This is a genomic window from Streptomyces sp. JNUCC 63 (assembly GCF_054366325.1).
In genome coordinates this window covers 8,583,074-8,604,846 of record NZ_CM135963.1, presented here as the reverse complement: position 1 = coordinate 8,604,846, position 21,773 = coordinate 8,583,074, and the positions used below count along the sequence as shown (strand labels likewise).

Below are 21,773 nucleotides of genomic sequence, written 5' to 3'. Positions count from 1 at the left end.
GGCTCCCGCACGGTTCTGCGAGCGGCGGCGGGTGCGATTCCCGCCGCCGACTCACCTCGCGCTCCGGCACCACCTGCTGGTCCTGCAAGGCCAGGTTGGCAAGCCCGCCTTCACCGACACCGACCGCGTGGTCCTCGCCGGCCTGCTCCACCACCTCCCGAGGCAGAGGCTGCGCCACCTCCTGCTGCTGGTCCGCCCGGACACGATCCTGCGCCGGCACCGTGACCTGCTCAAGCGATGCCATGCCGCGACCTGCGCGCCCAAGCGGCGTGGGTGCCCGCCCACCGTCCGCTCGATCCGCGTCCTGGTCCTGCGCCTGGCCCGCGAGAACGCCTCGTGGGGGTATCGCCGGGTCCTCCCCCGGCCTTCGGCCGGGAGGTGCCCCCAGGCGAGCTCGCGGCGCTGGGCATCGAGGTCGCCGCCTCCACCGTCGGGGAGATCCTTCGCGCGCACGGCATCCCGCCTGCGCCCAAGCGGCAGAGCACCACCTGGGCCGACTTCCTCCGCAGCCAGGCGGCCGCGCGGCTCGCCTGCGATCTCTTCGAGACCCGGACGCTGACCGGGGCGCGGATGCACGTCTTCGCCGTCATCGAGCACTCCACGAGGCGCGTCTGGATCCTGGGCGCCACGGCACACCCGACCGCGGAGTGGGTCGTGCAGCTCGGTCGCAATCTCGTCATGGACCTGGAGGACGCGGGCAGCAGGGCCAGGTTCCTGATCCGGGACCGGGACGCGAGGTCCACCGCGGCCTTCGACGCCCTGCCGGCCGATGCCGGTCTGAAGGTCGTCGCCACCGGTGTCCGGATGCCCCGGATGAACTCCCTCATGGAGCGCTGGATACAGACCTGCCGGCGCGAGCTCCTCGACCGCACTGTGATCTGGAACCAGGGCCACCTCCGGCACGCGCTCCGCGAGTTCGAGACCTTCTACAGCCGGCACCGGCCGCACCGAGCCCTGGGGCAAGCGGCTCCGCTCTGCCAACTCCCCGCACCAATCGCCGATCCCGGGCAGATCACCCCCCCTGGAAGTCCGTCGACGAGATCGACTCGGCGGAACCCTTCACGAGTACCAACATGCCGCGTGACCAGGATGGATGAATAATCGGCACCAGCACCCTCGCCGCCAGCTCAACCAGCTCCAGGTTCAGCAAGCCCGCTCGAAGGTATACGTGCACCCAGGCAGCGGCCTCGACGCTTACGTACAGATGCACGCTTTGAATCTGCGGGCATCTGGCCGACAAGATGTGTGACCGGTTCGTGGCGAATCCGTACCTCGCGGTACGCCCGCCCTTGCGCACGTCCCTCCACGCTCAACAGCGCCCGGCTCCACAGAAGTGTCACAGGGCCCTCCCGACTCCCACCTGCGAGCAGCCCGGATACAACCCTCGCGGCCCGTCGCGAGTCAGAGACGCCGCGATGAGGTGAGGGCCTTCGCACAACCGGGCCACAGGAAGGGCATACGATGCGTGCGACCCTCATAAAGATCACATAAGAGGATGTACACGTTATGGCAATCCGTGCACCGTATCGTTCCCTTCGCGGCATATCCGCCGTTGCCGCCCTGCTCGCGATCGGCGCGGTGGGATGCTCGGACGTCTCCGACGCCGTCGACAGTGCCAAGGACAGCGCGAAGAAGGTGGCTCGCCAGCGCTCGGTGTTCTCACTGGACATCGGCGACTGCTACAACCCGACCGGCAAGGCCGAGGGGACGGCGTACGCCGTCGAGATCGTGCCCTGCGACGAGGCGCACGAGGGCCAGGTCGTCGGCGAGTTCGCGATCGACAAGGGCAAGGAGTACCCCGGCGACGACGGGGTCTCGACGATCGCGGACAACCGCTGCCCGGTCGAGGCGCAGAAGTACGCCCCGGACACCTGGGCGCTCCCCAAGGGGGTCGCCCTCTTCTACTACACCCCGACCAAGGAGAGCTGGGCGACGGGTGACCGCGCGGTGAGCTGCACCTACACCGCGGAGAAGGGCACGATCAGCGGCTCGCTGGACACCGCGAGGTCCCTCAAGCCCGAGCAGACCACGTACCTCAAGGGTTCGAACGCGGTCTACGAGGCCCTGTGGGCGAACCAGCCCGAGAAGGACACCATCGAGGACGACCTAGCCGGCTACAAGGCGCAGGCCAAGGCCGTCGCGGCCGCCCTCGACGCACACGTCAAGGGCCTGGACGGCATCGAGGGCACCGAGGTCGGCAAGCTCCGCGCGACGCTGACGAAGGCGGCCGGGAACTGGAAGAAGGCCGCGAACGCCGCCGACGCCGACGCGTTCCACATCGCCTACGCCCCGGCGTTCACCGACATCGACCCGAACGAGTCGGTCGCCGCCCGCAAGGAACTGGGCCTGGCCACCACCGTCCCGGCCGACGAGGCCGAGGTCTGGGCGGGCTGACGCTCCGTCGGATTAGCGGGGCCGTGTCCGTCAAGGACCCGGCCCCGCTTCCTAGGACCTGTCCGGCCTCGACGCCGCCGCCAAGGAAGGGATCCACCCCTCGTCGGCCGCATCCGGCTCGCGGACCGAGATGCGCGGCTGCGGCGACAGCCGCAGCACGGGCAACACCTGCCGATGGGTGTACGACGGCACCTACATCTACGGCGCGGACAGCAAGACCGCGGCGGTGGAGCGGACCTACTGGACCGACGACAACGGCTACCTGGTCGGCAAGAACAAGGGCGGCCCGTGTTGGGTGCCAAAAGTCCCGTACATGCGTTGAGCTGGGCGCTTGCCAGAGCGTCATGATCTTCGTCAGGGTGTGTCGCGGTACTCATGGATGAGTCCGCTGAGGACGTCGTGGCGCTGGATCCGCTGGGCTGGGAAGGGGATGACGTCCGGGTCGTCGGCTGGTGCGCGAAGTTGCAGGGCTCGGTGCGGCCTTCCGGAGTTGTAATGCTCGGCGTACTCGGCGAGGACACGCCGTGCGTGTTGCTCGTTGTAGATCAGCATCTGGTCGGTGCACTCGGCCCGCACGCTGTGGATGAACCTCTCGGCGTGGGCGTTCATCTTCGGCGCCTGCGGCGCGCTCTTCAAGATCGCGATGTTCTCGCTCGTGAAGGCGGCGTCGAATGCCTGGGAGTACCGGCTGTCGCGGTCGCGCAGGAGGTAGCGGAAGCCTGATGTCCGCTCGCCGAGGTCGGCAAGGAGGTTTCTGCCGAGTTGGGCGGCCCAGGCCGCGGTGGGGTGGGCGGTGACGCCGAGGATGTGGACGGTGCGGGTGCCGACCTCCATGACGGCGAAGGCATACAGCCTGGTCAAGGCCGCAGTGTCGACATGAAAGAAGTCGGCGGCGAGCAGGCCGGAGGCCTGGGCGCGTAGGAACTCGCACCAGGTAGGCCCTGTTTCGGGGCCGCCTCTGGGCGCGGGACCGAGACCGGCGCTGCGCAGGATTCGGCGGATGGTGGTGGCGCCGACGCGGTGGCCCAGGCGCCGCAGTTCGCCTTGGATGCGGGTTGAGCCCCAGGTCGGGTTCTCTCGGGCCAGGCGCAGGATCAGAGCGGTGAGATCCTCGGGGATCGGTGGCCGTCCGGTCCGTGCGGGTTTTTGGCCGCCACTTCCAGCGGATCAGGCGTCGGTGCCAGGACAGCAGCGTGCCGGGGGTGACCAGGCGGTGTCGGCGGAGTCTGCCGGGCAGGTGCCGAGCGAGAGCGGCGAGGACCGCACGCTCCGGCCAGGTCGGCCTCGGTCGGACACCGAGCTGCCGGCGCAGCACCGCATTCTCATGGCGCAGTGCGAGCAGCTCTACATCCCTCGTCCGGTCTGCACGGGAGAGGAGAAGGATCAGTCCGAGGAGCCGAATGAAGATCAGATAGAGCATGCGCAACGCCATGCAGTCCGAGCCTGTCAGGACTGCCGACCCTCGTAAAGTTCCTGGTCAACAGCTATACGTGAGTTTCGGCACCCTACAAGGCCCCGACCGCGCCCGCCGCGTCTCTTCGCCGGGTGACCCGCGTTCTCTCCGCCTGGTGACCGGCGCCGCTACGGCCCGGCCCCGGCCGCTCGCCGACAGCGTGGAGTGGCAGCGGACGCACCAGCGGCGCGCCGACACCTGAGCCGGGTTTGCCACGGTCGCGGACGAGATTGCCACCGCCGCCCTGTGGCCCACGCTGCTCGCCGCGGCCCGGCCGGAGCAGCGGGAGAGCGCCCGGGCCTACCTGCGGCGCCTCGAGCGCTCGGAGGGGCTTGTCGCATTGGGAGCCGGCCCTGGTGTCCGTGCTGGCGCACGGCAGCTCCTCGAGGTGTACTGGCGCCTCGTCGACGTCCTCACCCTTGACGCTCCGGTCGGTCCCGCCTCGGCCGCGCCGATGCTGTCGCCAGCGTTCCTCGTTGCGTGCCGGGAGCACCTCGACGCCGAGGCCGAACGGCACTTCGGTGTCCGCTCGGCCTGGCGCAGCCTGTTCGCCCGGCTCTCGACGCGGTGACGAGGTGACGTGACGCGGCCAGAGCGGTGATGTCGCGTCACGTCACCTCTGCGCGCAACTTGCCCCAGGCCCCGCCGCCGCGCGGTGATGACCGCGGTGATGATGCCGTCCACGGCGCTGATAACGGCCGCGATCTGGCTCGACGACCGGACACGGCGTTGCGGCTGTCACCGGCCGCGCCATAGGCGGTGGAGATGCGCCGTGTCGGCGTCGAGGACGTCGCGCAGGGCGTCGGGGTCACCGGGGACGATCAGGCCGAGGTTGGCGGCGGACTGCCGGTACGCCGCCACGGCGCTGGGGTCGCCAGCCGCGAGCAGTGTGGACAGGGGCGGCTGGTCGGTCTCGGTGGCGCGGTCGACCAGGAGCAACACTCGAGCCTGGTCGGTGGCAGTGAGCCGGGGCAGCGTGGAGCCCAGTTGGCGACGCAGCGTATTCCACGAGGTGACGCCTCCTTGCCGGGCGGTCCTGCGCAATGCCCCGCGTACGGCCCTCGCTACCGCTTCGAGTTCCTGCTGCGAACGTTCTACGAGGGACGTCGGCTGCGGCCGGCGGGCCGGGACTGGTACCGCATCTGCCTGCGGTCCACGGGTACGGCTGCGCGAGCGCGGCTCACTGCCGCGCGGTGGCGTCCGGTCCGCTGGGGAACCGGACCGCGCCAACGGGATCCGGCCCGTGTGCCCGGGCCGCGGCAAACGATGCTGGACGGACTGGGCCTGCTTGATCAGTGCCTCCTCCTCCACGGACAGGTGGTGGCCCTGCCCGCGCAGAGTGATGGCCTGCTGCACCAGGGAGCGGATCTCTGCGACCCGCTGCCGATCCATGGCTTCCTGCAGGCGGGCGAGTACCAGTTGCCACACCTTGTCCTTCTGCTCCTGCCAGCGTTGTGCCGCACTCAGTGCCTTCTGGAGCCTGTCACGGGCGGCCGTGCCGTCCTTGAGCCGGCCCAGCAGATGGTCGCCGTCGGCGCACAGCTTGCGGACTTCGGCCAGACTGTCGGCGCGCTGCGCGCTGCCCAGCCGGAGCACCAGGCGATGAACCTTCCCCGGCACTGCGTCGGAGACCGCGGGACTGGCGGCTGCCGCCGCGGGGGCGGTACCCGCTGCCGTATCGCTCGTGCCCGGCGCCTCGGCTCCCGGGCGAGGCGCGGTGAGCTGCTCCCAGCGGCGCCGCAACTCGGCGACGACCGGCGTCACCAGCCCGTCCGGGGCCATCGTGCAGTCCTCGAGCGCGAACCACTCCGTGCCCCGGCCCAGCGCTTCGGTGCCGATCTGGACCCGGCGGCACGGGCCGTCGCTGTAGAACCGGACCCGGTTGACGTACCGGCGGCGGGCCAACGTCTCGTACTCCACCCGCACCCCCGGCCCGAGGACCGTCTCGGTCCGCCCAGTGGGGTCCCAGCGCACAGGGACCTCGCCGTTGATGTGGACCCGTAGTTGCATACCGCCCTCGACGTCGATGTCGACCACGGACCCGACCGGCGCGCCCTCGTGCCGGGCGAAATGGAAATGCGCGCCGCGCCCCTGCTCCCGTAGCCACGCAGTGGTCACGGCCTTGAGGTACAGGTGGTCGGCGCTGCCCACACCCCCATGGGTGCGCGAGCACACCGTCAACGCTCCGTCAGGGTCGGGGTAGTGCGCGAAGTGGCAGGCCCGGTCGGTGTACAGCTTCGTCGCCAACCGCCCACCGCAGCCGCCCAGCAGGACCCCGCACCAGAACGTCGCCCCTTGGTACAGGTGCCGGAAGACATCCAACTCGAACGCCTCCAGCGGCAAAACCAGCGGCTCGTCGGATTCCCGGTGCCCCAGCACCGCCGTCTGGATCCGCCGTGTGTCCCGCGTCGCACCCATCCCCGCCCCCTTCTCATCGACATGCCCACGCCCCCTGCCGGTGTCGCCCCCGACCTGGCGGCACCGATGCTCGCACCCTTCACTGACAGAGGCGCCCCGGTGTCGCCGTTCTCGGCGACGGGCTGGCGGCGGACGGTGACCCCGTCGCCGTCGCAGATGGCGGCCGCGACCATGGCGTTGCCAACCACCTCAAGAACATCACGGTCATCTACCGGGTCGGCCCCCAGCGAAGAAAAGGACGTTGGTGTGAACTACAGCCCGTCGATCTACAAATTAGTCGAAGGCAGCGTCGCGCCCGTTCCCTTGGACATGGAGGTGGTGCGGGCCGTTCTCACTCCCTACGACGTGGGTGATCCCGACCGGACGACGTTGGAGGACGGGAGTCTGCAGTACAGGGTCCGGGCCGCGGACGCCTCGGCGAGGACCCCGGCCGCCGTATCGGCGTCGTCCGCCGGGCCGCATCGTTCTCCCCGTACCCGCCAGGCGGTTCCGGTTCGCTGAAGTGGATCAGTCAGACGACATTCTGGGCGGGGCACGGCATCTGCTCGGTGGCGACGACTAGGGCCTGTTCTGAGTTGAGATCACAGGATCGGTCATTCCCACTTCATGAGGGTGCTGGCTGCGGTAGACCGGTCACGTGACTCGTGGTGACCTGATCGATGGTGAGTGGGAGTTGGTCGAGCCGCACCTGCCGCTGGGGGCGTTCGGGCCGATCCCTGACCTGCGCAGCTACTTCGACGCGGTGATGTGGCGGTTCCGTACCGGCAGCCCCTGGCGGGATGTGCCGGAGAGCTACGGCTCCTGGTCGACGATCTACGACCGGTTCCGGATGTGGGCGCGTGACGGGGTCTTCCAGGCCCTCATGGACGCGATGATCGCCGAGGCGGCGGCCCGCGACGACGTCGACCTGAGCCTGGTCAGCGTGGACTCGACCGTTGCCCGCGCGCATCACCACGCGGCGGGCATGGTCGTCGACCCGGAGCTCCTCGAGGACCTGGAGAAGGCCGTGGCGGAGGAAAAGGGGCTGCAGCAAAGGGGCAAAACGACCCCGTAGGCGAGGGGCCGGACAAGGAGGACCCCGATCGAGAACACCGCCGCATCGTGCGCCGACGCCGCAGGGCCCGACTGCGGGCCGCCGAACTGGGCCGCTCGCGAGGGGGGCTCACCAGTAAGGTCCACCTCGCCGTCGAGCGGCGCTGCCGCCCGCTGTCCATCGTGCTGACTCCCGGCCAGGCCGCGGACAGCCCGCGCTTCATCCCTGTCCTTAAGAAGATCAAGGTTCGCGGTCCGGTCGGCCGCCCCAGGACCCGGCCGGACGCAGTGGCCGGCGACAAGGCGTACTCCTCCCGCGCCAACCGCGCTCACCTGCGCAGACGCAACATCAAGGCGGTGATCCCGGAAAAGGCTGACCAGGCCGCCAACCGCAAGAAGAAGGGACGCTCCGGCGGCCGCCCGGTCAGCCACGACGCCACGCTCTATAAAGATCGCAACACCGTCGAGACGGGCAAGCCGCAGTGCTGTCATAGCTGCGGTTCGGCATCATCGCCTCGGGTTCCTTCCTCGTTCGGGATTATCGCCGCCTGCTGGTGGTCGAGCCAGGCCTGGCGTGGGCGGTGGCCGCGGGACTGCTCGTGGAGCCGGCGGAGCCGTTCGACCTCTGCGGGGTCGGCGTGGATGACCCAGGACCGGCGGGCGTCGTGTTGCTGGTGCGCGGTGACCCAGCCGCGTGTGATCCACCCGAAGAGGGTCACGCGGGGCACGCCGATCTCGCGGGCGAGGTCGGTCAGCCACCACTGGTGCGGGCCGAGTGGGGGTGCTCCCCGGCGGAGGGTCTGTTCCTGCCGGCTGACGCAGCCCAGCTCCTGCAGCAGCCTGCGCACGCCCTGGGCGGCGAAGTGTTCGCGGCGTTTGGGCGGGCGGAAGCCCTCGGCGCCCAGGATCTTCGCGATGGCCGGGGCGGAGTGCCCGGCCGCGGCGAGTTCGCGGGCCCGGGCGGCCAGTTGGGGGCAGTAGCTGAGCTGGTCCAGGCGGGCGACCGGGCGGGCGAGTTCGCCCCTCGTGCGGTGTCCGCCGGCCCAGGTGACCTGGACGGTGACGCGTTCGCTGTCGCCGATGACGGTGAGGTGGACCTTCTCGACCAGGTGCCGGATGAGCTGTTTGCGGTCCGCGTCGGTGGTGGTGGGTGCCCGCCACAGGGCGGGGAGGTCGGCGGCCAGGGCCCGGATCCGCTCGCGCTCGGCGGCGGTGAGGAGGCGGGGCCGGGCCGCGGCGAAGCGGTCGTACTCCTCGGCGAGCCGCTGCCGCTCGGCCAGCGCACGCTCCCAGTCCTTCTCCAACTCCCGGACCACCAGGCGGTTCTCGGGCTCGGCCAGCTGGTACTGGCGCCGGGCCCGGCCTGCGGCATAGTCCGCCCGCTCCAGGCGCTGGCGCCAGATCCGGTCCACCTCCTCTCGCCGGGCCTGGGCCTGCTCGGCGGCCTGCAGCGAGACCTCCAGCGCGGCCGGTGCCATCGCCGCCAGCAGCAGGCCGGCCACATAGCGGTCGACGCAGGTCCCGGACAACTGCTGGCACAGCTCGTCGCCGTAGTCGGTCTTGGCCCGGCTGCACTCGTAGCCCCACGCACGGCGGGGCAGGCGGAGCCCGCCCGGTGACCACGTACCTCGCCGTCCTCCAGTTCGAGGAGGGCGAACCGGCCGTCACCGGTCAGTGGGCCGACGACGCCGCCGCCCTGCGGACCTACCGCGGGTGGGTCGGGCTGTACGGCAGCCAGCAGAGCGTGGTCATCCGCCTCATCGAGGAGGCAGGCGGCCGCGCGCACGTGCTCAAGACGTGGACCGCGCACGGCGAAGTCGGCACCCCCCGCGTGGCTCAGCCGTAGGAGACGTAGCAGTTGACGCCGTCGGATTCCCGGTAACAATGGGCGTTCTCGTTGTCGTGGATGCGGGTGTAGTCGTTGGCGCTGACGTAGCGCCAGGCGCCGTGCATGTTCACCCAGTAGTTCTCGTACTGCATGGTAAAGGCGTCGGTGTCGTTCCAGACGGTCCAGCTGTAAGTGCGGCCGTTCATGCTGGCTGTAGTGCAGTTGTTATGCGCGTTAACGTACTTATAGGTGTTGCCGCCGTCGCGGTTCCAGATGTGGCACGTGCTGCCCTTGGTGCCGTTGGTGAACTGGATGTCCTTGGCGATGACGAGGTTCTGGATGCTGTCGTGGCGGATGACATCTCCGCCGACGACAGCGTACGCAGGGCTCGCGACGCCGACCACGACTGCGGCCGCAGCAGCTCCCAGCACAAAGGCGGCAGACCGCCATCTAGTGCGGTGTTCCACTGTTCCCTCCCCTAGGACGAGAGCCGCCCGGCGGACGGCTCGCCGTCCACACAGTGGTCGGGCCCGGGGCCGGGGGCAACGGAAGGGGCGTCCCGGGATGATTCACACGGGCCTGGCTGGGGATCCTTCCACAGGTTGGGACGCTATGGGATGCTGCGCTGGTACTGGGGTTCTGGTCGGGGGGCGGGGCGGACGTGATAGTACGGGCAACGACGCTGGCGGAAGCTTTCACCCGCCTGAAGGAGCGCAGCGGGCTCAGCTACGCGGCGATCTCACGCAAGTGCTACCTCAGTCACGGCAGCTGTAGTTCTGGTCATGGCTGGTCCTGGAGAGCGTGTCGGTGCTGGTGGCAGGCTTGTGCGATGGCTTGATGGTGGCGGCGCCAGGCCATCCAGTGCAGGATGTGTTCCGTGTCCCGGACGGGTGGTGTGAGGACGAACGCCCGAAGGAGTCGGACGAGTTCGGGGCAGGTCAACGGGACGAGACGGGCTGGTCCGGCGGGGCCGGCCGTAGTCGTGGCGGCCGCGGTCAGGGCGAGGACGGCGGATGCGACAAGGGAGAACAGCGACCAGCGCATCCAGGAGTTCCAGCAGGTCACCTGTCCTTCATCCAGGCCGGTGAAGGTCTTGCCGAGTTGGAAAGTCTCCTCGATCCGCCACCGTCGGCAGATCACTTCCACCAGCTGGGCGAGGGTGACATCTTCGGGCGACCAGCAGCGGAAGAAGGAGATCTCGCCGGTGTACCGGTGCCGGCGAGCGACCAGGACGCTGGTGCCGTCATCTTCGTGTCCGTTGGGGGTGTCGTCCGCACGGACATCGAGCCAGGCCCAGTCGTACTCGCGGGTGCCCTTCGTTCCGTGCCCGGTCTGCATGCGCATCCACTGGTGCGGCAGCACCTTGTTGATCACCTGGCGGGCCTTCCAGCTGCGGCCCGCTCCGTCCGTGACCGTGTATGTGTGGGACACGCCGACCGCGTAACCGAGCCCGAACCCCCGTATGATCTGGCGGAGTTCACGGCCCGAATACACATCGTCACCGGCGAACCAGCGTGCCCGGACACCCAGCTCGAGCGCGTTTTTGACCATGGCGGCGCTCTGCTGCAGCTTCGTCGCGAACATGATCTCCTCCGGGACGCCGGCTGCTTCGCGGCGCTCCTCGTCCCCAGCCCAGTCCCTCGGCAAGTACAGGGTCCGGTCGATCACCACCCGCACCGACTCGGTGACCGCGGCCAGGTGCACGGCGACCTGGCACAATCCGACGCCTTTGATCGCGCCGGAGTACTGGCGGCCGGCGCCGACGCAGTCGGTCGATGACTTCGCGTCCCCGGTCTCGTCCACAACCAGCACCACGTCCTGACCTGCGAGTTCCCGCACGACCAGGCGGGCGATCTCCTCCCGGGCCCGGTCATGGTCGAACCTCGCCCGTGACAGCAGATGCTGCAGCCGGTGCGGGCCTGGATGTCCCAGCGCCTGAGCCAGCGTCCAGCAGTTTCGCGTGTCCACTTCCGTGAGTAGCCCGGTGATCATCTCCGCGGCCGTCGCACGTGTCTCACGCCGCGCGAAGCAGCCCGCGATCGCATCCATCGCCGCCCCGAACAACCGGTCCCAGGCGGCCTGGGCTATCGTGACCTCCACGGCCACCGCTTCTTGAAACGTCGTCACAAACGTTCATGATCATGGTGGCCGTACCCATGTCCGGACCCAGCCCCCAAGCTGCTGAACAGCACAGATACCAGAACTACAGCTGCCGTGTCAGTACCTCAAGCCTGCACCGCTATTTCACGGGCCAGGGAACGCCCTCGGGCCCGGATCTCGTGATCAGAATCGCCGAGGCGTGCGGTGCCGACGCAGCAGAGGTGCGTTCCGTACTCAGATGCTGGCTTGGGCAGACGTCCGGCGGCCAGCCTCCTGCCGCGGCCACCGCGACACCCGATGCTCCAGCCGAGGCGGGCAAGACCCCGGCCAGCTCCTTCCCCGACGTGCGTTCCGGAACGGTGACAACAACCCCGCCCCTTCCCTTCGGGCGGGGGCGTTCCCGGACGTTAGTCGTCATCCTCGTACTGGACACCGGCTGACCGCTGCCGCTACTGGTCTTCCTCGTCAGTCCCAAGGACCTTGTTCCCCGGATTTGCAGGTAGCCATGGGTGATCAAGGCTGCGCGCGTGACCGTATCCTCCGCACCGATGTTCGAGGTTCACCCCGACCCCGCCGAGATGTAGGGCGCGGCTACACCGGGGTCGCGGTGCGCTGTTCGGCGTGCTGCTTGGCGAGGGCCTCACAGGCCGCGCGGACTGCGTCGACGGCGATCCGTATTCGTTCAGCGCGCTGACGGAGACGCCTGCGCGCCGGGCGATCTCACGACCGCCGCCCTGTGGCCGGGACGGCGCCGGCACCACCCGCTGGAACAACTCCCACAGCTCATCCGGGACCAGGACCCGACTGGAGTCACCGGCCATCAAAGCCCCCCGGATCGACGGCCGGCGGAAAGCCGAGTCTGTCGAGCAGAGTGAAGAAGAGATCTTCAGCGAACGTCTCATGGCCCCGGAAGATCTGTTCGACGACGGACGGGTCGACACCCTGGCCGAAACCAGCGGCGCGAGCCCATATCACGGCCTTGAGAGCGTCATTGGAAACGGACGCTTCCATCTCGGCTCGCTTGCAGGTGACCGCCGCTTGGAAGGCGGGGTCCTCGGGGAGAGACTCCTCGGCATCCTCGGGCATCTCCGTCAGCTCCCCGGCAGCGGTGTCCAGGTTGAGCCACCCCTGCCAGAAGCTGCCGTCGGGTGCTGCGCCCATGACAACACCGAAGTCACTGTCGCAGATCGTGGCGACACAGGCCGGAGCCCCGGTCCATTGAACAACGGAGAGCAGGGCATCCTCGGCGTCGCCCGGAAGTCCGTGATGGACCTGCACCGTCTGCCACCCTCCATCCCGAGGCCAGCACATCGACACGCAGCGCTCGTGTCCCTCGCTGCATGTAGGCGATCCCGAGAACACTGGTGCACGTGACGGCGGCTCCTTGCTGCGGAAGACGATGAAATCGCCCCAAAATCCCACTTCGTCCCCATTAGGTTCGCCCGTCAGACACGGCAGCTGTAAGTCTTGATCTTGGCCGTCGGGTCATGTGCTCGCCTCGGCGGTGACGTTGTTCCAGTGCCGGTGGCAGGTGGTGGCGCGGTGTTGGTGGCGGCGGCGCCAGGCGGACCAGTGCAGGACGTGGTCGAGGTCGCGGCGGGGCATCGGGATGACGGTGGCGCGGAGGACGGCCAGGAGTTCACGCGGGCTGGCCGGGACGAGGTCGATGCCTGCGGGGCCGGTGGCGCGGGCGCGGGTGACGGTCAGGACCGCGGCGGCCAGGAGGCTGATCAGGCTCCAGCGCATCCACGAGTTCCAGCAGGTCACCTGGCCCTGATCGAGGCCGGTGGTCCCCTTCGCGCCTTGGAAGTCCTCTTCGATCTTCCACCTGGTGCAGATGATGTGGACGAGGTCAGCGAGGCTGACGGGGGTGATGGAGTGGCAGCGGTAGAAGGAGAGTTCGCGGGTGTAGCGGTGGCGACGGACGACCAGGTGGGCGTGCCCGGCGGCGGCTGCCTCGTCGGCGGGGGTGTCGTCCTCGATCACGTCGATCACGGCCCAGTCGTAGTGCCGGTCGCCCTTCAGGCCGTGGCCGGTGCGCATCCGCATCCACGCCTTCTTCGGGACGCGACGGGCGAGTTCGGCGGCGCTCAGGCGGCCGGCCTGGGTGGTGGCGTGGTGGTCGGCCTTCACGGCCAGGGCGTAGTCGAATCCCAGGGAGCGGGCGGTGCGGCGCAGTTCGCGCCCGCCGTACACCTCGTCCCCGGCGAACCAGCGCGCCGAGATGCCCAGGGATCGGGCGCGGGCGAGCATGGCGGCGGCAAGCTGCGGCTTGGTGGCGAACTCCACCGCGTCGGGCACGTGCCGCAGCAGGCGGCGCTCCTCGTCCGCGGCCCAGCCGGCCGGCAGGTACAGCTCCCGGTCGATCAGCGCATGGCCGCGGGTGGAGGCGTAGGTCAGGTGGACGGCGACCTGGCACAGGCCGACCCCACCCAGAGCACCGGAGTACTGGTGGGCGGCACCGACGCAGTCCGTGGACGACTTCGCATCCCCGGTCTCGTCCACCACCAACACCGCTTCCTGGCCGACGAGTTCACCGGCCGCCCAGACCGCGAGCCGGTCCCGGGCCAGGTCGTGGTCCCACGCGCCGCGGGAGAGGAAGTGCTGCAGCCGGTGCGGCCCGCCATGCCCCAGAGCCTCGGCCAGCGACCAGCAGTTGCGCCGCTCCAGCTCCATCAGCATCGCCTGCACCGCCTCCCGGGCCAGCAGCCGCGAGTCCCGCCGCGGGAAGCAGTCCGCGACCTGCGCCATCACGTCCCCGAACGCGGCCGTCCACTCCTGCTGGGCTATCGTGGCCTCCACGGCCACCACATCTTGCGTTGTCCTCACAAACGACCATGATCGCGGTGGCCGTTCCCACGCCTGCACCACCCCTGACCTGCACAGGCACGCCAACGATCAAGACTTACAGCTGCCGTGTCAGAACAGGTGGCAGCGTAGATACAGGCACTGACAACTGAGGTTGGCTTCTCGGGGTGACATCGATCTCTACGGCGGCGCGAGGGCCAGTCCGGTCTCGGCGATGAACCCGTCGAGGAGCTCGGGCCGGTACTGCATCTTCTTCAACCGGGTCCGGGCGAAGGCCGCGAGCTGGTCGGTGGTGCACGCTGCCAGGTTGCCCAGACTCCCCTTCAGGTTCGCCCACACGCCCTCATCCGGATTCAACTCCGGGCTGTACGGCGGGAAGTGGAACACCGTCAGCCAGGATCGTGCGGCGAGCAGGTCACGCATCGCGCGGTCGGTGTGCTGCGTGGAGTTGTCCCATACCAGCACGATTTCCGCACCGAGCTCGGCGTGCGCCGCGTCCAGAAGCGCCGCGAGGTCCGGCTCCTTGAAGCCCTTCTTCTCCTTTTTCCGCCCGGCGTGCTGAACCAGCATCCGGTAGATCAGCCGGGTGCGGGTGCCGGGCTTGGTGCACAGCATCGAGGCCAGGGAGATCCGCCCGGAGCCCTTGCCGCTGACCCTGACCACCGGCGGATGGCCGCGTCGGGACCAGGTACGCGCCTTGGGCGGCCTGATGCTCTGCCCTGCTTCGTCCTCGAAGCACAGCCAGGCATCCCGGTTCCTCACGGTTTTCCCACGCGGGGCCAGGCCTCCTTGACCCAGGTCGCTACGGCCTGCTCGTCGCGTTCGGCGGCCCGGTGCACGGGGCTCTGCACGGTCCAGCCCATCTGGTGCAGGATGCGCGAGACATGCTTGAGGCTGAACCGGACGTGGAACCGGCGGGCGATCACGGTCGCCACGCGGGCCAGGGTCCAGCGCTGGTCCTCGGTCCAGCCGTGAGCGGCGGGACCGCGGTCCAGCTCCGCTTCCAGCCAGGCCCGCCACTGCGGTCGCATCCGGCTGGGGAAGCCGCTGGGCCCCTTGGAGGCAAGGCTGTCCGGTCCTTTCTCGCGCCAGCGTGCGTGCCAGGCGTAGGCCGACTTCCGGGAGACCCTCAACCGCTTGGCCACCTCGGGCGGCGGGACCCCCTGGGCGAACATCTCGGCGGCCTCGAACCGCAGCCGCTCCCGCTGGGCACGTTGCTTCGCGGTCAGGCCGCCACCATCGGGGTACCGCATACCTCCGGAATACACCCATATACACTATTCGTCACCCCGAGAAGCCAAACTCAGAAGCACACGCCGGCCTCGAGCGGCGTCTCATCCCAGGAACCCGGCTCGTCGCACTCATCAGAGAACAGTCAGCCCAAATGAAACTCCCATTCCTTACGAGCGCCGGATCCACCAGACCGGGACGTCCCTTCCACGACATCGATGCGTTATACGCATGAAATATGAGCATTAAGTGGTAGCGTCGTCCTCATGGGTATGAGTCTCGATGAGCGGGTTCGGTCCGCGGTGGCCGCGCTCCTGCACGCGACCGGCGAGGCGCAGACCGATCTCGCCGCCGCATTGGGGGTGAGTCAGGCCCAGGTGAGCCGCCGTCAGTCCGGCGCCGCCGCATGGAGCCTGGCCGACTGCGACGCGGTCGCCGCGCACTACGGCATCGACGTCCTGGAACTCCTGGCGGGGCCCACCCGGGCCACGGAGTCGCTGCCCGCGGAACGCCGCCGCGTTCCCGGCCGCCACGTGGGCACCGTACGCCCCGCGGCCGTACGGGACGGGGGAGCCCGATGACCAATTTCGACGCGATCGATGCTCTGCTCGCCGGAGCCAGGAAAGAGGTCCCGCTGCCGCCCGCCGGGGAGCGGCGCGCCCTGCGCGAAGGGCTGAGCCTGTCGCGCGCCCAGCTCGCGCAGGCCTTGAACGTCAGTCCGTCCACGGTCGGGGGCTGGGAGTCCGGACGGGACCCGAGTGGTGAAGTACGGGAGAAGTACGCGTACTTCCTTCAGGGCGCCCGAACGAAGCTGGCTGCCGCCGCGGGTGAGGAGGCCCCGGCCGGGGAACCCGTGGACGCCGTCGCGGCGGAAGCTGCGCAAGAAACGGGAACGGGTCAGGACGACGTTGACGACGTTGGGGTCCTGTCCGCGTCGCAGCCCTGTGTGCTGTGCGGGCAGCCCGCCTCCCACGAGGTCGCGGGGTTTCCGCAGCACCTGGACCCCGCCGAGTGCGGCACGGCCGAGCACACGCAGACGGTCGAGCCCTCGCGGCCGGAGAAACCCGCTGGGCAGAAGGAACCCCGCCGGACGACGTCCTCCGGGCAGGGCCGGGCGGCGGGCGGGGTCAAGGTCGTACCCGTCGGCCGTCGTCTGAAGACCGCCGACACCCCGGACCTGATCGGCTCCGCCGTCGCAGCCGCGCTCGCCCAGCACGCCGGCGACGTCGAGGCGGCGACCGAGGCGCTGGTGAAGCGGGCCATCCCGGACGCGATGGCGCTGCTGGACGAGACCCGCAAGGGCGGCCGGTACGACATCGTCGCCCACCCGTGGCTGCCCGACATCCTGCGCAAGCAGACGGCACGCGGCGCCGACCAGATCTGGGAGGCCCGCCCGAAGTGGAGCAGGCCCGAACTGCCGCCGGGCGTACACGAGGTGACCGCGCTCGACATCAACGGCGCCTACCTGTCCGCGCTCAAGACGCACCTGCCGATCGGCCAGCTGGAGCACACGGTCGGCAACCACCACGAACGCCGCCGCGCCGGCGTCCACCTGATCACCCCGCCCGTCTGGGAGCACGACGCCTACCTGCCCAACCCGCTCGGCAGTCGGGACGAGCCGGGCCCGCTGTGGGTGACCGAGCCGACCCTGCGCCTGCTGCTGCGTCTGGCGGGCCCGACGCACGGGCTGTGCGACCCGCCGGAGATCCACGAGTCCTGGACGTCGGGGGCCACGGAGAACCTGCTGGAGAAGTTCCGTATCGTGCTGAAGGACGCCCGGGACCGGGCGATCGCCGAGGACGACGGGGTGACGCTGGAGTACGTCAAGGCCATGTACGCGAAGTTCGTCTCCACGATGGGGGAGTCGAACTACAACCGGGAGCTGTACCGCACCGACTGGATGCACCTCATCCGCTCCCAGGCCTTCGTGAACCTGTGGTGGAAGGCGCACCGGGCGTACGACGAGGGCCTGATGGTCGTCCGCGCGATGGGCACCGACGAGCTGCACGTGATCGGCGACTGGCGTGCGGTGTTCCCCGAGGGACGCGGCGTCACCGAGGTGAAGGTCAAGGACGTCTACACCGTCGGGAGCGACACGGCCGGCACGAGCGGATAGCGAAAGCCTGCCTCGCACTCCACGAGGGCCGGCACGGGAATTGCTGTACTCTGCTCCCAGTTGATCAGAGTCGCGTACGACGGCGAAAGAGAAAGCCGGTGCCTGAGCGCAACATCGAGTTCGGGAAACACGGGGCTCGCGGCATCAAGGGACACGAAGCCGTAGCCCGCCAACTCGATGCGCTCGCCGGCTACATCGCCACCCCCATCACCGCCCGGCGCGGCCTGCTCGCCCGCCTGCACTACCTCACCCGCACCGACCACGCCCGCCACAGGGCGCGCGAGGCCGGCCTGACCGTCACCGACCGCACCCTGCGCGCCTGGCTGGACGGCAAGCGGGCGCCGTCGAAGGCGAACCTGGAGCGCATCGAGCAGGCCTACCGCACGGTGCGGCGCGAGAACGTCGCCCGCTACCTGCTCGCCCGCCTCAACCGGGAGGGCCGCGGCACCCGCGTGGAGATCCACCCGCTCAACCAGTCCCAGGTCGACCGGCCCCGCCAGCGCGTCATCGAGTACCGCACGCTGAACGTCCGCCGCTGGGACCGCATCGTGCGGGCCTGGGCGGCCGGCGACGACCAGGAGCTGGACGACGCCTGGGTCGACCAGATCGTCGACCTCGGCTCCCAGTGGGGCCAGTACGAGTACGTCACCAACATCGGCTTCGCCGCGTGAAGCAGCTGGGGTGACCACCGGCCCGGCAACTTCACCTCGTAGGTTCTGAGCAGCCGACGGGGCGACCAGTTCGGCCGGGCCTCGCCAGTGGGACACGGCGGCGGCCGAGAGGGAGTTCGCCCGGAACAAGGCCGCGGTGGAGTCCGGCCCCACGTTCCGCGGACCAGTCGTCGGGGTGGAAGCTGGGCGGGCCGCCGCCCAGCACGCGCGAGAGCAGCCGGTAGCTCATCCTGCCGGGCCGGGGCATGCTCCCGTTTTCGTTGTCGGCCTCTGCCCAGACGGCTACGCTTCTGGGCATGAAGGAGATCAGGGTTCAGGTCGACGACGGCACCTTCGAGGGGATAGAGGAGCGAGCCGCGGCCGCCGGCATGGAGGTCTCCGAGTTCGCCGGCCAGGTACTCGCCGAGGCCGAGCAGAAGCGCCGATTCCTCGCGGCCGCGCAGCATTTCACGGCCCTGCTCACCCCCGCTTTCACGGAGGCGTTCGGCTACCCGGAGGCCGACCGCGGGGCAGCGGCCGCGTGATCCTCCGCGTTGACCGCGGGTGGCTACTGGAGATCGCCCGCCAGACCCTGCCCGGCGACCCCGACGTCACCGACTACGGCACCCTCGCCGCCGCGGCCGCCCGACACACCGACGAGGTGATGGACACCCTCGTCTACACCCAGCCGCACCACCGCGCCGCGGCACTCATGCACCAACTGATCCGCGTGCCCGGGCTGGAGACCTTCAACGAACTGTTCGGCGTGGTCGCGGCCACCTCGTACCTGGCGGCGAGCGGGCTCACGGTGATCGTCGAACCGAAGGACGCCGTCGCCCTTGCCACCCGGGTTCGTGACGGGCTCGGCGTGCGCGATCTGGCCGACGAGATCCGACGGGAATGGATCGCGGGCTGACCACCAGGCGGTCAGCCCGCGTAGGCCAGGCGACTGGTGGCGCGGGACCACCGCTACCGCTGATTCTCGGTCCAGTACTGCTACTGCCCCCAGGGGCCAAAGAGTGCTCATGCCGGACCAGGCGTGTCCCCGGCGGATTGTCCGGTGAGCCAGTCGGTGTAGTGGACGGTGCCGAGTCGGGCTCCCGCGGGTGCGGTGTGGTCCGTCACGACCTTGCGGCCGCCCGCGGGCCGGGCTCGCAGGGTGAGGCGCCCCAGTTCGTCGAGAGGGAAAACGTCGGGGCCCACGACGTTCAGGGTGCCCTTCAGCGGTTCTTCCACGGCGACGTCGGCGAGAGCCTGGACGGCTTCATCGGCTGCTACCGGCTGGACCGGCGTGCTGGGAAGCCGGACCGTGTCCCCCTCGGCCGTCCACGACATGATCTTGTCGACGAACTCCATGAACTGGGTGGTGTCACATCTGCGCGGCATTAGGGCGCGTATCGAGTCGTGATCAATCTTGGGGTTTGCCCTCGCTCCGAGGCCTGATCCGGTAGATCGTCTTGTGTGACGCGAGTGCAACTGACAGACGAAGAGTGGGAGTTCATCGGGCCGTATCTGCCGATCGGCGAGTACGGCCCGTACCCCGAGCGCCTGCGGCAGCAGTTCGAGGGCGTGATCTGGCGGTTCAAGACGGGCGGGCAGTGGCGGGAGATGCCGCAGGAGTTCGGTGCCTGGTCGACCGTCTCCAACCGCTTCCGGCAGTGGCGTGACGCCGGCGTGTTCGAGGCCCTGCTGGAGGGCATGATCGCGGAAGCCGCGAAGCGGGGTGAGGTGGACCTGTCCCTGGTCAGCATCGACTCCACCACCGCGCGGGCACACCACGACGCTGCCGGGATGCACCTGAGCGAGGACGTGTTCACCGCCCTGGAGAAGGCCGCCGCCGAGGAGGAGAAGGCCAGGTCAAAGGGGGCAGCTCCGAAGAACAAAACGGGCAGGGAACCGGAGACGATCCCGGGCAGGAAGAACGACGACGCGTCCGACGCCGGCGGAAACTCCGTCTGAAGGCTGCCCTCCTGGGACGCTCGAGGGGCGGGCAGACCAGCAAGGTCCACCTCGCCGCCGACCGGAAGTGTCGCCCGCTGGCGTTCGTTCTGACTGCGGGCCAGGCCGCGGACAGCCCGCAGTTCATCCCCGTGCTGGGGAAGATACGGGTCCGCGGGCCTGTCGGCCGCCCCCGCACCCGGCCGGACGCCGTCGCCGGGGACAAGGCCTACTCATCCCGCCGCAACCGCGCCCACCTGCGCAAGCGCCACATCAAGGCAGTCATCCCGGAGAAGAAGGACCAGGCCGCCAACCGGAAGAAGAAGGGCTCCAGGGGCGGCCGTCCCGTCAGCCACGACGCCGACCTCTACAAGGAGAGGAACACCGTCGAGCGCCTGATCAACAAGCTCAAGGCCTGGCGAGGCATCGCCACCCGATACGACAAGACCCCAGACAGCTACCTCGCCGGCCTCCACCTGCGCGCCTCGATGATCTGGATCAAAGACCTCACCCGGACCGGCCAATGATCACAACTCGATACACGCCCTAGGTCTGTGGCAACGGGGTGGACCACGGCGTCCAACTTTCCGCCGCGGCTGGCGACCATCAGTTCGGTGACGGTGTCACCCAGTGCGACGTCGGCGTCGAGCCGGGTGCACACGTAGCGGTCGGCTTAACCCAAGGCCGCGGCGGACTTCGGTGGCGCGGTGTCGGTCAGCCAGGCCGAGTTGGGCCTCGACGCGGCGCCAGCTGCTCGGCGTCGGCCGGGCCGCCACACGCCGACTATCACCGGGATGGCTGACAGGCGGCGGATGGGGGGGCAGTACGTGTGTGTATGGCTGAGGTTCTCTCTGGCGGCCGGTGGTTGATGTTCTGACGGCGGACTTCCGGTCACGTCCCGCCATGTGGTGTAGCAGCGATCAAGGGGAAGCTGCAGGTCACGCTCCAAGCTGGCTCGCTCCGACGCCACCATTACCTGACCGTCCGTCAGGTGAGAGCGGTCGTCGTGACCGCCATCGCCGCGCCTGTTGGGCCCAGCCTCGAAGAAGGCCGTGTCAACGCTGGCATCGCAGCGCCTCGGGCAGTAATTCACTGACACGTCGTCAGGTCGGCCCGATGGGCGGCCACTCGAATCAGGCCCGCGAGCTGCACTTTCGCGGTGATCGCTGCTACACCACTCGGCGGGACACCATCGGACTTCCGACGGCAGGGGCCCCTGCGCGGAGGAGATGCATTCGGAAGTTCAGGGTTGTGGTCGTCTCGGGGTGCCGACGTATGCAGACGGCTACGACTGGTCAGACGCCAGCGCACGGCACGGACAGCGCCACACATGGGGTCATCGCAGAATCTTCACAGAGTCGCCGCTGATGCCCACCGGCCCGCCGCAGTACACGTCCCGACTCCTCCAACGGGCTCCGTGCTCCGCGTCCCACCGTTTTCAGGCCGCCAGGACGTCCCGCAGTTCGCGTACGGCGCTCTCGCGGTGGTGCTGGGCGGGGATCGAGTGGTACAGGTCCAGCGCGCGGCGGCGGACGAGCCCGGTGCGGTAGGCGTCCGGGAGACCGTCCAGAACGGCGACGGTCCGGCGGCACGCCTGCTCCGTGTCCCCGTCGTGGTGGACGCAGGCCGCCGCGTCGATCGTCAGCAGGGACCGGGTCATGGTGCTGGTCGGCGCGGACAGCTCCAGCGCCCGCTGCTGGCTCTCTCGGGCCCTGTGCCGTTCGGAAATTCGTCGCCGCTGGTCAGACACCCCATGTTGTTTGGTGTCAAGCGGCATGGGGTTGGGCGTGGTGTGCCCAGGCAGTT

At 69.4% G+C, this 21,773-nt stretch carries 19 protein-coding genes and 5 pseudogenes; 12 read left to right on the top strand and 12 right to left on the bottom strand.

The annotated features are described in order from the left end of the window. The first annotated feature begins 31 nt into the window (after nucleotides 1-31). From ACX25U_RS40275 to ACX25U_RS40265, 3 genes and pseudogenes are all read left to right on the top strand, one after another. Nucleotides 32-1,084 (top strand): annotated as a pseudogene (locus ACX25U_RS40275) (integrase core domain-containing protein). Between the two features lie 422 nt (nucleotides 1,085-1,506). Continuing rightward, nucleotides 1,507-2,394 (top strand): septum formation family protein, encoded by an 888-nt coding sequence (locus ACX25U_RS40270; protein ID WP_454387482.1) that lies wholly within the window; start codon nucleotides 1,507-1,509, stop codon nucleotides 2,392-2,394. Between the two features lie 130 nt (nucleotides 2,395-2,524). After that, nucleotides 2,525-2,716 (top strand): hypothetical protein, encoded by a 192-nt coding sequence (locus ACX25U_RS40265; RefSeq protein ID WP_454387480.1) that lies wholly within the window; start codon nucleotides 2,525-2,527, stop codon nucleotides 2,714-2,716. Between the two features lie 32 nt (nucleotides 2,717-2,748). Here ACX25U_RS40265 and ACX25U_RS40260 read toward each other — a convergent pair whose 3' ends face one another. Both ACX25U_RS40260 and ACX25U_RS40255 read right to left on the bottom strand, forming a co-directional pair. Next, nucleotides 2,749-3,255, bottom strand: coding sequence for an integrase core domain-containing protein (locus ACX25U_RS40260; RefSeq protein ID WP_454387478.1), 507 nt, complete (start codon nucleotides 3,253-3,255; stop codon nucleotides 2,749-2,751). A 171-nt stretch (nucleotides 3,256-3,426) separates the two neighbouring features. Then, nucleotides 3,427-3,480 (bottom strand): annotated as a pseudogene (locus tag ACX25U_RS40255) (hypothetical protein); the annotation flags it as partial. Nucleotides 3,481-4,235: 755 nt separating this feature from the next. Between ACX25U_RS40255 and ACX25U_RS40250 the strand changes: the two are divergent. Further along, nucleotides 4,236-4,418 carry a hypothetical protein gene (locus ACX25U_RS40250; protein ID WP_454387476.1) on the top strand — a complete coding sequence of 61 codons (183 nt, stop codon included), beginning with the start codon at nucleotides 4,236-4,238 and terminating at the stop codon, nucleotides 4,416-4,418. A 167-nt stretch (nucleotides 4,419-4,585) separates the two neighbouring features. Here the strand turns inward: ACX25U_RS40250 and ACX25U_RS40245 are convergent, their stop codons facing one another. Further along, nucleotides 4,586-6,265 (bottom strand): hypothetical protein, encoded by a 1,680-nt coding sequence (locus ACX25U_RS40245; RefSeq protein ID WP_454387474.1) that lies wholly within the window; start codon nucleotides 6,263-6,265, stop codon nucleotides 4,586-4,588. An 86-nt stretch (nucleotides 6,266-6,351) separates the two neighbouring features. Then, a pseudogene (locus tag ACX25U_RS40240) lies at nucleotides 6,352-6,462 on the bottom strand (LexA family protein); the annotation flags it as partial. A gap of 440 nt (nucleotides 6,463-6,902) precedes the next feature. Here ACX25U_RS40240 and ACX25U_RS40235 point away from each other — a divergent pair. Further along, nucleotides 6,903-7,765 (top strand): annotated as a pseudogene (locus tag ACX25U_RS40235) (transposase); the annotation flags it as partial. 20 nt (nucleotides 7,766-7,785) lie between these two features. On the opposite strand, the gene ACX25U_RS40230 reads toward ACX25U_RS40235, so the two are convergent. Then, nucleotides 7,786-8,826 carry a hypothetical protein gene (locus tag ACX25U_RS40230; protein WP_454394861.1) on the bottom strand — a complete coding sequence of 347 codons (1,041 nt, stop codon included), beginning with the start codon at nucleotides 8,824-8,826 and terminating at the stop codon, nucleotides 7,786-7,788. 86 nt (nucleotides 8,827-8,912) lie between these two features. On the opposite strand from ACX25U_RS40230, the gene ACX25U_RS40225 reads away from it, so the two are divergent. Next, complete coding sequence (locus tag ACX25U_RS40225) at nucleotides 8,913-9,143, top strand: hypothetical protein (protein ID WP_454387337.1); 231 nt, start codon at nucleotides 8,913-8,915, stop codon at nucleotides 9,141-9,143. On the opposite strand, the gene ACX25U_RS40220 is transcribed toward ACX25U_RS40225, so the two are convergent. From ACX25U_RS40220 to ACX25U_RS40200, 5 genes are all read right to left on the bottom strand, one after another. Further along, nucleotides 9,134-9,592, bottom strand: coding sequence for a hypothetical protein (locus ACX25U_RS40220; RefSeq protein WP_454387339.1), 459 nt, complete (start codon nucleotides 9,590-9,592; stop codon nucleotides 9,134-9,136). The genes ACX25U_RS40225 and ACX25U_RS40220 overlap by 10 nt on opposite strands. Before the next feature lie 313 nt (nucleotides 9,593-9,905). Beyond that, the gene (locus ACX25U_RS40215) at nucleotides 9,906-11,252 is read right to left on the bottom strand and encodes an IS701 family transposase (protein WP_454387246.1); all 1,347 of its coding nucleotides are present in this window, start codon (nucleotides 11,250-11,252) and stop codon (nucleotides 9,906-9,908) included. Between the two features lie 783 nt (nucleotides 11,253-12,035). Continuing rightward, nucleotides 12,036-12,503, bottom strand: coding sequence for a hypothetical protein (locus ACX25U_RS40210; protein ID WP_454387341.1), 468 nt, complete (start codon nucleotides 12,501-12,503; stop codon nucleotides 12,036-12,038). Between the two features lie 207 nt (nucleotides 12,504-12,710). Beyond that, entirely contained in the window at nucleotides 12,711-14,054 is a 1,344-nt protein-coding gene (locus ACX25U_RS40205; protein WP_454383239.1) for an IS701 family transposase, read from the bottom strand. Between the two features lie 159 nt (nucleotides 14,055-14,213). Beyond that, nucleotides 14,214-15,286 (bottom strand): IS630 family transposase gene (locus ACX25U_RS40200; RefSeq protein WP_454385098.1). Its coding sequence is split into 2 segments (ribosomal slippage): nucleotides 14,214-14,803 and nucleotides 14,803-15,286, totalling 1,074 coding nucleotides; the frame shifts between segments, so codons are not numbered across the junction. Nucleotides 15,287-15,529: 243 nt separating this feature from the next. Here ACX25U_RS40200 and ACX25U_RS40195 point away from each other — a divergent pair. The 5 genes from ACX25U_RS40195 to ACX25U_RS40175 all read left to right on the top strand — a co-directional run bounded on the left by ACX25U_RS40195 (nucleotide 15,530) and on the right by ACX25U_RS40175 (nucleotide 18,945). Continuing rightward, nucleotides 15,530-15,844 (top strand): helix-turn-helix domain-containing protein, encoded by a 315-nt coding sequence (locus ACX25U_RS40195; RefSeq protein ID WP_454387343.1) that lies wholly within the window; start codon nucleotides 15,530-15,532, stop codon nucleotides 15,842-15,844. Further along, entirely contained in the window at nucleotides 15,841-17,379 is a 1,539-nt protein-coding gene (locus ACX25U_RS40190) for a helix-turn-helix domain-containing protein (RefSeq protein WP_454387345.1), read from the top strand. Before ACX25U_RS40195 ends, ACX25U_RS40190 begins: the two co-directional genes overlap by 4 nt. A 98-nt stretch (nucleotides 17,380-17,477) precedes the next feature. Next, entirely contained in the window at nucleotides 17,478-18,050 is a 573-nt protein-coding gene (locus ACX25U_RS40185; RefSeq protein ID WP_454387347.1) for a transcriptional regulator, read from the top strand. Between the two features lie 296 nt (nucleotides 18,051-18,346). Continuing rightward, nucleotides 18,347-18,574, top strand: coding sequence for a hypothetical protein (locus ACX25U_RS40180; protein WP_454387349.1), 228 nt, complete (start codon nucleotides 18,347-18,349; stop codon nucleotides 18,572-18,574). Beyond that, nucleotides 18,571-18,945, top strand: a complete 375-nt coding sequence (locus ACX25U_RS40175) for a fic family toxin-antitoxin system, toxin component (RefSeq protein WP_454387472.1) — start codon at nucleotides 18,571-18,573, stop codon at nucleotides 18,943-18,945. The genes ACX25U_RS40180 and ACX25U_RS40175 overlap by 4 nt, the downstream gene beginning before the upstream one ends. Nucleotides 18,946-19,052: 107 nt before the next feature. On the opposite strand, the gene ACX25U_RS40170 is transcribed toward ACX25U_RS40175, so the two are convergent. Further along, on the bottom strand, nucleotides 19,053-19,385 hold the full coding sequence (locus tag ACX25U_RS40170; protein ID WP_454387470.1) for a hypothetical protein: 333 nt from the start codon (nucleotides 19,383-19,385) through the stop codon (nucleotides 19,053-19,055). 105 nt (nucleotides 19,386-19,490) lie between these two features. Here ACX25U_RS40170 and ACX25U_RS40165 point away from each other — a divergent pair. Next, a pseudogene (locus tag ACX25U_RS40165) lies at nucleotides 19,491-20,494 on the top strand (IS5 family transposase). Nucleotides 20,495-21,405: 911 nt separating this feature from the next. Here the strand turns inward: ACX25U_RS40165 and ACX25U_RS40160 are convergent. Then, nucleotides 21,406-21,717 carry a hypothetical protein gene (locus ACX25U_RS40160; protein ID WP_454387468.1) on the bottom strand — a complete coding sequence of 104 codons (312 nt, stop codon included), beginning with the start codon at nucleotides 21,715-21,717 and terminating at the stop codon, nucleotides 21,406-21,408. Nucleotides 21,718-21,773 lie beyond the last annotated feature (56 nt).